A 12,626-nucleotide genomic window follows, 5' to 3' on the forward strand; every position below is an offset into this window, starting at 1 on the left:
AAACTTGGATTTACATCGCTATGACCCGTATTATGTTGAGGCGATTAACCTAGAGCAGGAGTTTCCAAACAGCTTCTAAGAGATTAAAAGCTTAATTTGACACGTCCCTCAACTATCGAGTGACGTATACATAGCTAAGGTGACGCAATGTACTCGGCGAGCATATCGACTGTATAATTTGAATCGCTCCTCGCAAGTACTTCTGATATTTCTTCAATGCTTACTCCTTTTTTTATCAGGAGATTTTTTTTGAGAAAAGGAAATTTAAACTCAGTAACAAGGGGCTTCCATAAATAGACAGTAGCATCTATCCAGTTCTTTGGTCTGTCAGTGCAATGGATTCGATTTAAGATGCTATCTAAGCTATAAAGAGCTGAGAGTTTAAAGCGACGACCAAGTAATCGAGAAAAGCCGATCTCATATTTTTTTACTATTGCCATCTTAAATCCCAATACTTCAACTCGGCTAAAAAAATCGGTGAACTCTTCTGAGACTATTACAGATTTTTTACAATACAGAAAATACGATTGCAGGTGTGGAAGAAAATGCAAAGAGTCTGTCATGCCAACGATATCGGCATCATCATTTTCCAATCTCGCAATTACTTTGTGAATGCTGAAAAGCGGCCCCAGAACACTATCATTTGCTAAAAGAAGTGCGCTGTGTGAATGATATTGAGGATACTCTTGTAGTCCTATTTTCCATCCATAAAAATCGTAGCCTCTATTCTCTTTTACAATTATTCTTATGCAAAATTTTGAGAGCTTCTCCAAATCTGCATCTGAGACTATCTCGTTTGAGCTAATGAACACGATATCAAATCCCGCTTGCATTAGTTCATTCAGATAACGATAGACATTCTTCTTAATGATGTTTTTTTCGTCATAGCCACAGAAAAAACATACAGGTCTATCATAATTTGGCGCCAAATACCCTCGCTCAGAGTAGCGCACGATTGGTTTCTCGTACGCTGCTCTTTTTGTAATCATATAAACTGACGTATCGCGCAGAAACTTCAAGTCTTCGACTATCTTTTTAGTGTGCCAAAACGCTGATGTTTTCATAAAACCTGGCAAAAGCTAAATAAACCTCAAAAATTCTATCAGGGGGCAAGCGATTCCGTACCGACACATGCTTGCGCGTGATTCAAACAATGAATCGATCCCAAGTTCCGTAGCGGTTGTATACAGGACCACGTGGCAAACTGAATGTGATTAAAAGTAATCCGCAAACCATGCTGGAAATTAGTGACCCAATACTCGTGTCATAAAAGAAAGGGGTGACTAATAAAGCTGTACCAAGTGGTATGAGAAAAAATCGGCTGGCACGAGCCGATTCAGCTAGAGCAGTAATAGCCACGGTCAATACAAGCGAGCCAATTAAATGATCTGCATTGGCCATGCTTGTTCCTGCATCCAGTGTAATACGCGTAAACATCAGCCAAATTCCAATAGGTAAACACAGTACCAAATTCCAGGGTAAAGTCACGCCGCCCTCCAGTATTTCCTTGAAAATTTTTGATGGTCTTTGTACAAAATTATCTTCAATTGATTCCCACTTTCCTTCATCTGTATCTCCCTGAAAGAAAAAGTGTAAGAGGGAGCGTCCCTGTTTTTTTCTACGATATAGAAATTGACCCGTTGCGATCAATTCATCAATAGAATAGGGAATTTGTATTAGCATTGCCATTGCAGCAATCAAGCATAACGTGCACCATGTTCCGATCAAGATCGGTTGAATGATAATAAAGAAAATGGAAACAATGCCTAATGGCACGATCATAATACCAAATAATATCACCAGCCATGGCATAGTCCGCCAACGCCTTGCTGAGCCTATCATGCCGGTCAGAATTTCTAATGCATAAGTCATTGCTCCCAATCCAGCATCGGGCACTGGCCAAGCTTTCGAAATGGATGAAGTGATTATTTCTTCGGTTCCATTGCGCGGATCTTGCGGTAAACCTGCAAAAAATGGCTCCCATACGCCATCGATATGGCCAAGCTGATAAGCACACAAATAGCGGGATATAAAGAAACCAATAAACGCCGGTATGATAATGGGCAAACGCTGAAACCAGCTAGAGGGTGAGTACGACCAACCTGGCGGTATCGTCGGTCCGGTTTGAGCAGCAACTGCTGAAACACCTGGTACCGGGCGAGTTAAAACTGCAAAACCCATAACCAGCATCCCGACAATTGTGTCGTTGAGATAGGCAGCCGCGGTTGGTGCCCAGAAGATCAATGGTGCACCCAATAACCAGAAGCCTACTGCGCCACAAAGCCAGCGAGCAAAACCAAAACGCCATGACAAAGACATGAACGATAAAATAAGCAGCACCACACCGGAAATAACATCGCTCCAAACCATAGCTTGCGATTCGTATGCCAGGATAAAAGGAGCTGTCATGAGCCAGAAAGCCAGGCCTAGATTGAGGAAATGCGCCCAAAGATTTTCGTTATGTTGCCGAAAGTATTCTGTTTCATGTTTGTGTCTGATCTGGTCTGCGTTGAGATGTTTCTCTTGTGCCGTTCGTATCCAGTCTGGCAATAAAACACCGTTTCTTTTGTACCAGGCAACCGGATCTTTCTTCAGGCTAGCAATGAGATTTTTTAATCCCTCGTAGATCCTATGCTTCGGTTGCCAATCCAGTAATTTTTGTGCCCGACTGATATCGAGATCGTAATGATCAGAAGCCAGGTCGATCATAAATGGTTTGATAAAAGGTTTTTTGCCCTGATCAATGGTATCAGGAACGACCGGCTCAGCCTGTTCCTCCAGCCATGCACCGGACTTAGCAATAAATTCCGGAATATCTATCGTTTGCCATTCCTTCTTGCCAAAAATTAGATAACCAATCCGATTTTGCAATTCCTGATAACTCATCACCTCATCCTCGCCAGCGAGCATGATGTTGGCTTGCGGTAATTTTTTGCGGCGATCTACTACACATTTGAATAGATCTACCATGTCTTCTTTATGGAGAAGAGACTGACCGGCCATCAGATCACCTGCATAAAGATGGCTTCTAAAGTTGCGTTCGTAAATTCGGGCTATTTGGTGAGACAATGTCGGCACCGCGCTATCGTTATCATATATACCAGCTAACCGCAAAATGGTGTAAGGGATCTTGTCATGTTGCTGCTTGATGACTTCTTCTGCTTCGACCTTAGATTGCGGATAAGCCCAACGGGGATTAAGGGGCATATCCTCATTGATTTTTTGGCCTGGTACAGTTGGTTCGTGAACTAACATTGTGCTAGAAAAAACAAACCGGTCAACTTCAAAGTCTTGTAGTATCTTAAGTAAACGCTGGGTACCTTCAATTGTGACACTTTGATAAAGTGGATTAGGTTGCCCGGTAAAATCGAAATATGCAATTAAATGGATAACGGCAGCAATTTTTTGTCCAAACTGGGCACGTATTTCATCAAATGCTGATTTGACGGAATCCTCAGATGTTAGATTACAATCAATACTGGTATCTGCTTTATCACACGGATTGATATCAAGTCCAATCACACGGTAACTTTTTCTCAAGGCTTCACAGAGCGTACCTCCGATATTCCCGGAAGCCCCAGTTATAATGACAAGTGGTTTTTGTCGATTAGCCATGTTCTTGATTTTCAATCTCAATGAGTTTTTTATTTTTCATGTCCTCAGCAGGGAGAACATCTTTATGACAAAAAGATAAAGCAAAAAACATAAAAGACTGTCATTGGATGCCAGAGATCTTTTCGACATTGCTTCACTACCACCTAAGGTTTTAGGTATAGATAAAATTATTAGAATATCGACTTTTAAATCAGTTTCGCCTCATGCAGCACAAGAAAATAAAAGAACTCAATCTCTCCTCTCGATAAGCAGTAGCTTGCTTATTTTCAGCGGTCATAGTCGTAAAATTTACAGCAGCGAGATAATTATTCCTCTATTGCTTTAGACTCGATATTGGATTTGGGTCCGGATTACAAGCGACGAATACAGCGCTGAATTCCTGGCCGAGTTATAAACGGAATGTTGAGGTATTTCCCGCTCATACCGAAGTATTTCAGCTCTATCATGATGGATTATAAGAAAGAACTCTGACAGTTTTAATCTCACGTCCCTGAAGAAGCTGGATATCCCCGAGATTCTTATCAGTAGTGGTAATCCTCCATTGGTCGCACGGAAAAAGGGATTGTCGATGGCAATACAATAATAGAGTTCATCCACGTTCCTCTATTCACCTTCCAATTCCTGGGTGTATTCCGAGCCGGCTTCATTTAGCCAGGCTAAACGGCAAGTATCCGTAGCGAAACTCAACTGGTTAGCGGACACATCATATTAAATTTTGTGCTCAATAGCCCGTTATTTAGCTACTCGAATGAGACAGCAGCCTTTAGTTGAGCCGCCACAGATTCAACTGTCGTCGCCTCTATTACTATGTGTGTTTCAGCATGAATCAGCGCTTCCTGGGTTCTCAACTGAAGCTCCAGAACAGTAATATCCGCCTCGGAAGCATCCCTGCCTGCTGCGCTACGAGCTTGAACACGCTGCCTGAGCAATGCTTCCGGCACAGAAAAATCCAGGATATAAAATACTACTCCGCAACGCATAGCAATCTGCTGAAATAATTCGCGTTGCCAACGCGCAATAAAGGTGGCATCTACCAGCACATGCCAGCCCGCGCCAAGCAGTGTTTCGGCAAGTTCTGCTAAATAGTCATAAGTGCGCCGGGAAAATTCCCGACTGTAAATACCGCTCTCAACAGATGAAGCGCTTTTAGCCAGCGCATCCAGTCCAGCCAAGCGTTTGCGTTCAATGTCGGAGCGCAGGCTGATCATTTCAAACTGCATAGTGAGACTCTGGCTGAACACGGTTTTACCCGAGCCCGATAAGCCATGTGTAATCACCAGAATAGGTTTTGCTACCCGAGTGAGTCTGTCAGCCAATCGGAGATGATCTAGCCCTTGCTGCCTTTCATATTCTGCCATTTCTGAAGACAATCCTGATTGAGCAGCACGAATAAAGGCTACTTTAGCGCGCACCATGGCACGATAAACCGCGTAGTAGCGCAAGAGCTTCATGCCTGCATAATCACCCGTGCGCTCCAAGTAGCAATTGAGAAAACGGGAGGCAAGATCATGATGGTTCCGATACAGTAAATCCATATAGCAAAAGGCGACCTCTGACATCACATCAATCCAGCGCAATGCCGGATTAAACTCGATACAATCAAAAATCAACAACTTGCCTGCTTCCCAGGCCATATTGCCAAGATGCAAATCACCATGGCATTCCCGCACATAGCCTTGCGCACGACGCAACTCAAAATCTGGCAATAATCTGTTATGCTCAGCAGCACTCCATTGATGAACAGTCTCTAGCCATTGAAATCCTTCCGGCTTCTCTCCAACCTGTTTAATGATGTGTTCGAAGTTATGGGCAACCGGCTGCCAGATGGTTTCTGCCTTGCCCCATGGCGAATCCAGCAGTGCGAATGGGATATGCAAATGGAAATCTGCCAAGGTACTGGCAATCATGTCGACATGCTGCACCGATAATTGTGCCAGATCGTCGAGCCGGTCCAGGGTTGCTTCCGGATCGAACTGATCCATTTTGACGGCGTAATCCAGCACTGGACCTGGGCCATTGAGACGGGGTGCTGCTGCTTCCCCGTTAAAAGTAACAACTTCAAGATAAATATCCGGCGCCAGTCGGCGGTTAAGTCGCAACTCTTCCTCACAATAGAAGCGACGCTTGTCCAGCGTGCTGAAATCAAGAAAGCCGAGATTCAGCGGTTTCTTTAGCTTGTAGACAAAATCACCCGTTAGCAGCACATGGGATATATGTGTCTCCACATGCTGAATGCGCCTGGCCGGGTGAGGATAACACGCCGGATCGAGCAGCGCTTCAATCATCTGCTTTTGTGCAATTTCTTCTTTCATGACGTTGTTACCATTTATTCATATTTTCCTTAGAGACTCGAATGTCCCTCATGTGCATACATCTGCTCGCGCCTTTCCTGACAGCTCATACATCTCATGGCTGTCGGATAAGCCAGCAAACGTTGTAAACCAATTTCTTTGCCACACTCGATACATTCATTCATATTGCCTTTTTTGGTCTGCGCCAATTTACTTTCGATCTCGCGTAGCTCGTTGATTTGGCGATCTACCCGCACAATGTTCAGATCAACCAGCACATCAGCGAGCGAGAAGTCACAGCTATCACCCGGATCATTACCCATCATGGCAGCCAAATATTGGTTCTCTCGCTCGTCGAGTTCATTGCGGACTTCTTCGAGCAAATCCTGCTGGCGTTCGCGTAATTTATTTTCAATCGATTCAATCTCGCTCTCGGTCAGTTGCGTCATGGCTCACCCTCCTGCTTCCTTGGCTAAAAAATAATTATTTACTCTTAACAAAGAATGCGCCCAGAAAAATCACTTATTGGACTTCTGGAATCAGGTTTTAGTTTGACGTTCTCACCTTCTTTTTTTCCATTTACTTCACTGCCCGGCTCAAGATCTGATCTGTATGTGACTCCTTGCACGCTACTTGCTGGATACAAGATCGCATTTCAGGTGTTTAAGGATGGTATAATCCTATGTTGTAGAGATGCCAACAGTTTGTTTTCCCAGACATTTTCAATGTTGTTATAGATATCAGCGGATAAAGGTGTGGCATCAGACGCAACTGCGAGGATATGACCAAGAGCGAATCGAAATGGCCAATGATCGTGTGATCTGCTGAATCTCATCAAAGGCAAGTTTTAGTTCGAGTTTGCTGCTGTAGTATTTACGCTCGATGGTATTGTAGGTTTCACCTGACAATCTGGATGACACGCATGGTGAGCGTCAACGCCTGGATGAAGCACTCAAGCTCAATGGGTCATTAGCAACGACCTTTAAGCCTGAAAAAAGAATTACGCAATATCTGGCATCAGCCAGATATTGCTTTAGCTCAAAAAGCACTTAACGAGTGGGTTAACTTATTATATTTTTTGACGAATTTCTTCCATCTAATGCTTTCCTTGTTTCACAGGCAAGGAAGAAAGCACAATCAGGTCACGTATAAAACTGATTACACTATCACCCCAGATTTTATTGTGATCCGGTATCAGTTTGCCATCGACGTATATATTGAGATAAGGATTCAGTGGTTGCGTGTTTCCCAGATGAACCAAATCTACATCTTCGAAATGCAAGGTGCCTTCGTTGATTTGTTGTGACCAGGTGTTTTGTAACTGGCGATAACTGAAATCACTGCCACGTAATTGTTTGGTGGTGGCAGGAACCAGCTCGTGAGTGAGATAGGGTTCGAAATGACCGATTGTATTGCGATCAGCTTCGCCTTCATCAATGAATATTTCTTTTGGTCCATCGGCAGTGCAATGATGCCGCTTGAGTATTGTATGGGTTTCAAAAATGGTTGAGAAAAAACGACCTATCGGAAAAGCAAAACGAGTTGCATAATCTTTTTCCGAGGTCAAAATCGCCATACGCGGTAACTGGCTAGGAAAATAGTGGCGGCAACTTTGTTGCGAGATGTCATAAAGCGTAGCAAAACGTATTGCTTCAAATGCCGGATTCATCAGTACCACCAGATCACCAAAACCCTTGGCATCATCGCTAAAGATTTTGTTTGGGCGACTATCAACAAAACGATCAGCCATCACTTGTTGCAACGCGGTATACAGTACGGCACCTCCAAAGCTGTGGCCAATGACGATGAGGCGACTATTACGGGGTTTGGGTACAATGGTTTCCATCCCGGTTTTAACATTAACAATTTCTTCCAGTTGTAGTAATAACTCGGTGACACCCTGCAAACCAACTTCATGAGCTGTATTTTTGCGCTCCCAGAATGTAGTTTCCTTGAGTACTGGAACTTCAATTGATTCACCACGCCATCCTACATATAAACCCAATATCTTGCGAGGTACATGATTGTTATGATTAGCGCTGGCGTTCTCAATGCGGGCAATCTTCTCCAGCAATTTTCGAAATTCCTGAATATTGTTATCGCCGGGTCTGGCATCGTGATGCCAACCATGGATAAACAGAATCAGCAACACATCATCTTTTGCTGCAATAGGATAATAACTGTTGAGCACTGCTTCCATTTGTTCACGTTGACGTAACTGACCCTGATCATCAAATTCAACAAAGCCTAAGCGATATTCTGCTGCCTGGTCGGGTGCATGATGCTGTATGGCACTTTGCGCACAATCATTCAGTTGGTTAAATGTGCAAGGTGTAAAATCGGTTCGATAGGCTACATTTTGTGCGCAGCCATTGATAATGAGAAAAACAATAAAAACGAGAAAAAATCGAATACTTGATTTGCCTAAAATGGTAGTTGTGTTTTTTATCATTTTTTATCTTTAAGAATGAATCCACATTCTCTAATCTTAGTTTCATGACCTGATGGACAATAAATATCCGGAATCAGGTCATGTCTATAACATCAATGCTAATCCCCGGAGCTAAAGTAGGCGCATAACGGGACCTATCCCTAAATTTGATATTTTCACCCTTTATTTTCTGCCTTATCACGAGGACGTGCTCACACTAAAATGCTCATTTATTTAGCCCGCTCGTGCCCATTCAAATATGCCTACAACATATTTTAACTGCGATTTTATATCGATCGATGAAGTAGCTCAACGATTTCAGGGAAGCTATTTTTGCTTTTTGGAATATTCTTGAATAATTGTTCAGCATAGAGTTTAAATTGCTTGCAACACCCAAATAAATCTGATTCTTCAACCGTTGGCAAGCACTGATCAATTTGATGCTGCGGTCAGAAGCATGTACATTAGTTGGGTCTACGATCTGAACTAGGGGCAGGCTTCGCATTGGTTGGAAGACTAGCTGTCATTATTCAAAACATCAGCATTTGTGTTGAAGGAAACTAACGAAATCGAAATAGCATAACGAAACTACTCTGTTTCATGATTTTTCTCCTCCATAATAGCAAGCCTCAGCTCCAATCTGTAAGTTTGGATCAAAATAAGACTGGAAATACCTCAGATAAGCATGAAACCAAAGCTCTCCTTATCTATTGCCTTGGCAAGCTACAACGGCGAGCGTTACCTCCGTGAACAACTTGGCAGTATCGCACGTCAGACCCGGTTGCCAGATGAGTTGGTAATTTCTGATGATGCCTCAGTCGATACGACCTCAACTATTGTTCATGAATTCACACGAAGTGTTCCGTTTCCGGTACGTTTCTTGAGGAATAGCGAGCAACTCGGCTCGACACGCAATTTTGAAAACGCGATACGCGCCTGTCGTGGAGACATTATCTTTTTGTGTGACCAGGATGATAGCTGGTATCCAGACAAGGTTGCGCGAATAGAACAGCATTTCCTTAATAACCCCAACGCAGGAGCTGTATTCACGGATGGCGATGTAGTTAATGAGGAATTGAATTTATTAGGGCTGCGGCTATGGAAAGTCTTTAAATTTAACTCCCGGGAGCAAGTGCAGATTTCTGCCTGTAATGCACTCGGTGTGCTACTCAAACACCCGATCGTGACAGGCGCGACTATGGCTTTCCGCGCCACTTATCGTGATCTCATTTTGCCTATACCTGATACCTGGCACGATGCCTGGATTGCATTACTCATCGGCACTGTGTCATGCCTAGATGTGTTGCCTATGCCTTTGATCGCCTATCGGCAACACGACACGAATCAACTTGGCATCCCTCGACGCGACAGGGATCAAGAAAGAACTTTCGCTGCAATCTTTGGACCACAGTTATTTCGCTGTGAAATGGCTCGCGTGCGTCTTTTGGAGTTTCGGGATCGCTTTCCCATTAGTGAGGAAAAGATTCGCAGCCTTAACGAAGCAATCATCTTTTTGCGTACTCGCAGCACTCTCCCCTCTGCACGCTGGCGCCGAGTGCCGCTGGCTATACGTGAGCTTGCAGCATCGCGTTATCATCGTTACGCCAATGGATTGAAGAGCTTTCAGAAGGATCTCCTTAGGTAGTCCGTCACTTAAAGTAAAAAATACCTACGGAAAAATAGATCGTTAATGTGCACGAGTGCTCGGAGGAAAAATTCTGTGTCGAATAGCTTTACTGCGTCTAAACAAGGTAACAAGCGGCTCGGGTAATCGATCACGGATTGCCTGAAGTTTTATTTGAGAAATAGCCTCGCTCACAGCACGCTCTCCAGCTAGACGAAAAAAATTGTCAAATGAACTTTTGGAATTCTCCGAGCAATTCACTGCCTGCAAGATGGGAATGATAGGATTTGAATCTGCTGAACCCAATGCAATTACGCCCAATCCATGAGTATGAGTAAAGTTGAAACTCACATAATCATCCTTGATCTCATCCCATAATTTCCATACGCCAAAACCTCTTTCCCTCACATCGGTGTCATGAAAGAGCATAACGCCATTGGGAGATGCTTTCGAAAGCCAAGTTTCATAATCATTCTTGACTGCCTCGTAAGTATGCAGCCCATCTATATGAATTAGATCAAGACTGAGATTCTCGAAATCGACTGCTGCTTCGTTAAAATCTTTTCTCAGAACGCGACCAACGCCGTGATATCTGTCCTGATGAATCCGTCTAAAACTGGTATAAACTTTTTCGCCATATTTTCCGGCGTGCTCATCTCCCGACCAAAGATCAACAGCCGTAGGTGTGCAGTTAATGTCGAATTCACGTATTGCTTGGCAAGCTGCAAAAAAACTCGCCCCGTAGTGTGTACCGAGCTCAACAAATGTGCGAGGACGAAAATAATTCATGAGGCAAAACATGAATGGTATATGCCCACCCCAGCTGGTCAGCGTCAGTGTCTCTATACGAGTTCCTGAAGGCTCCAAGAATTTGAGTAATCTAAAAGTTTCATCACTTACATCTGATCGAGAGATCATACTCATCTTACAACTCAAGAATTATTCGACCATTAGGTTTCGATCCAACTACCAAAGATGTATAAGAAAAATAAACGCTCTTTTTCATAGGATTTGAACATACTGAAAGTCGGATCTGCTGTCAAACACATTGACGATCAATAAGGGCAACGCTAAAAAAGGAGAAATTTTTCTAATTCCGGTAACCGCTGCAACGTTTATTTAATTCGTACTTGACGCTCACGTCTAGCACGCTCCTGCGCTGGTCGTCTTCTACTGCCTTAATCCCAGCACAGATTCGGCTTAAGTCATCTGCTCTCCATACACCCAAACAATCCTGGCCCGCTGTCCTTCTGGCAATACCGATTCCAGATCGATCGGCCGTAATTCCAGTTGCGATCGATTCGGCATCAATACTCATGCTATCCCTCTAGCCAACTGTTTAGTTAAAGGCCTTGGATTAGCAGTTATGTTGAGGTTTTCAGAAAATAAATCAGTAATGAGGGTAGTTGTCATAGCAGATAAAAATAATGTGAATGCTTCGCCTCGATAATTTTACTTGCTACTGGTCAGTTGCAAACATCAGTCCACAGGAGGTTTTTTCACAGCCTTTTAGACGAATTCCACTCCAGTTTTCTGAAGACCAACGAGATCTATACTCGTTGCATCCAAACCAGAACCAGCAGCAACTTCCAGCAAATGCGCCTGAGTAAATGTTCCACCATGGTCCACCAATAAATTGACATAAAAATTATGTTCCTCAAGCGAAGGGGCTCTGCCTACCACATTGTTGAAGACCGTATCCACAAAAACCTCATCGGTAGGATTACCCATCACTCTAACTGCGAGCTGAGACACTTCAAGCACACTTTGACCTGAATCAAACAGATTTAGGCCGACGCCAACGTAGTCTGGATGTTGCTTGATGGCAGGTACACCGAACGCAGCACCAATGATCCTGACCGTGTTACCGGCTGCCTCCCCGGTATCGAGATCAATAGCGATATTTTTGTCTGCAAATCGAAAACGTTCGATACTCAACAGTGTATCATTACCATCTGGTCCTGAAATGTTTAAATTGGAAACTGTTCCAGAAACCGAGTAGTTTGCGCGATTACTGCTGTAGATTGCCGTATCGGTACCTGCGCCGCCATTGAGCGTGTCATTGCCTGCGCCGCCATTCAACGTATCATTGCCACCAAGCGCCAAGATAATATCGTCATTTGCAGCACCTGCCAAATTATCTGGACCCTCTGTACCAAAAATAACATTACCTGGCAAGGTACCCGTGTTGCCAGTGAAATTTGTGAAAGAGTTGATTCCAGTGGAGTCATCAGGACTAAGTGACAATTTTCCATCGGTCGGTAATTGTGCGTAAGATATGGTACCTCCTATCATCCCGGTAAAAATTACAGTACCATTGGTGGTAAACAAAAATTTATTGGGAATAATGTAATCAGGCTTAACAAAGCTAAAATTGGGAATAAAGAAATCAGGTCTAGCAGTGCCCAAATCTGCAAACCCTTGGGTCGCGACTAGTACCGACTTTCCGTCAGTCGCTCCGCTGGGTAAATCAGTATTAATATGGAAAGTATTAGTAGTAGCACCATTACTCGAGGTTAGAGAGTGTCCCGCCCAAAACTCCTGGTCATTCGCATCTATTACGAACTTAATAAATTGAACAGATCCATCTGCATTTGAATATACTTGATCAATGTGAGCAATATGGAATGTCATTTTCTTCTCCTCCTTAAATCAGATAATTGCT

9 protein-coding genes are annotated in these 12,626 nt (G+C 43.5%); 1 reads left to right on the forward strand and 8 read right to left on the reverse strand.

Translation table 11 applies throughout. The features are described 5' to 3' along the window. Window positions 1-134 precede the first annotated feature (134 nt). From R2Q26_RS11000 to R2Q26_RS11020, 5 genes are all read right to left on the reverse strand, one after another. A complete protein-coding gene (locus R2Q26_RS11000; RefSeq protein ID WP_317536318.1) occupies window positions 135-1,064 on the reverse strand; it encodes a rhamnan synthesis F family protein in 930 nt (309 codons plus the stop codon). Window positions 1,065-1,146: 82 nt separating this feature from the next. Continuing rightward, on the reverse strand, window positions 1,147-3,615 hold the full coding sequence (locus R2Q26_RS11005) for a vitamin K epoxide reductase family protein (RefSeq protein ID WP_317536319.1): 2,469 nt from the start codon (window positions 3,613-3,615) through the stop codon (window positions 1,147-1,149). Between the two features lie 740 nt (window positions 3,616-4,355). Beyond that, the gene (locus R2Q26_RS11010; protein WP_317536320.1) at window positions 4,356-5,927 is read right to left on the reverse strand and encodes an AAA family ATPase; all 1,572 of its coding nucleotides are present in this window, start codon (window positions 5,925-5,927) and stop codon (window positions 4,356-4,358) included. A 29-nt stretch (window positions 5,928-5,956) separates the two neighbouring features. Continuing rightward, window positions 5,957-6,355 (reverse strand): TraR/DksA family transcriptional regulator, encoded by a 399-nt coding sequence (locus R2Q26_RS11015; protein ID WP_317536321.1) that lies wholly within the window; start codon window positions 6,353-6,355, stop codon window positions 5,957-5,959. Between the two features lie 647 nt (window positions 6,356-7,002). Then, window positions 7,003-8,358 carry an esterase gene (locus R2Q26_RS11020; RefSeq protein ID WP_317536322.1) on the reverse strand — a complete coding sequence of 452 codons (1,356 nt, stop codon included), beginning with the start codon at window positions 8,356-8,358 and terminating at the stop codon, window positions 7,003-7,005. A 664-nt stretch (window positions 8,359-9,022) separates the two neighbouring features. Between R2Q26_RS11020 and R2Q26_RS11025 the strand changes: the two genes are divergently transcribed. Continuing rightward, the gene (locus tag R2Q26_RS11025) at window positions 9,023-9,982 is read left to right on the forward strand and encodes a glycosyltransferase family 2 protein (RefSeq protein ID WP_317536323.1); all 960 of its coding nucleotides are present in this window, start codon (window positions 9,023-9,025) and stop codon (window positions 9,980-9,982) included. 42 nt (window positions 9,983-10,024) lie between these two features. On the opposite strand, the gene R2Q26_RS11030 is transcribed toward R2Q26_RS11025, so the two are convergent. From R2Q26_RS11030 to R2Q26_RS11040, 3 genes are all read right to left on the reverse strand, one after another. Beyond that, window positions 10,025-10,885, reverse strand: a complete 861-nt coding sequence (locus tag R2Q26_RS11030) for a class I SAM-dependent methyltransferase (RefSeq protein WP_317536324.1) — start codon at window positions 10,883-10,885, stop codon at window positions 10,025-10,027. A gap of 166 nt (window positions 10,886-11,051) precedes the next feature. Beyond that, entirely contained in the window at window positions 11,052-11,279 is a 228-nt protein-coding gene (locus R2Q26_RS11035) for a hypothetical protein (RefSeq protein ID WP_411182337.1), read from the reverse strand. 191 nt (window positions 11,280-11,470) lie between these two features. Beyond that, window positions 11,471-12,595, reverse strand: a complete 1,125-nt coding sequence (locus R2Q26_RS11040; RefSeq protein WP_317536325.1) for a calcium-binding protein — start codon at window positions 12,593-12,595, stop codon at window positions 11,471-11,473. Window positions 12,596-12,626: the final 31 nt, after the last annotated feature.

This window comes from Nitrosomonas sp. Is37 (assembly GCF_033063275.1).
Taxonomy (GTDB): domain Bacteria; phylum Pseudomonadota; class Gammaproteobacteria; order Burkholderiales; family Nitrosomonadaceae; genus Nitrosomonas.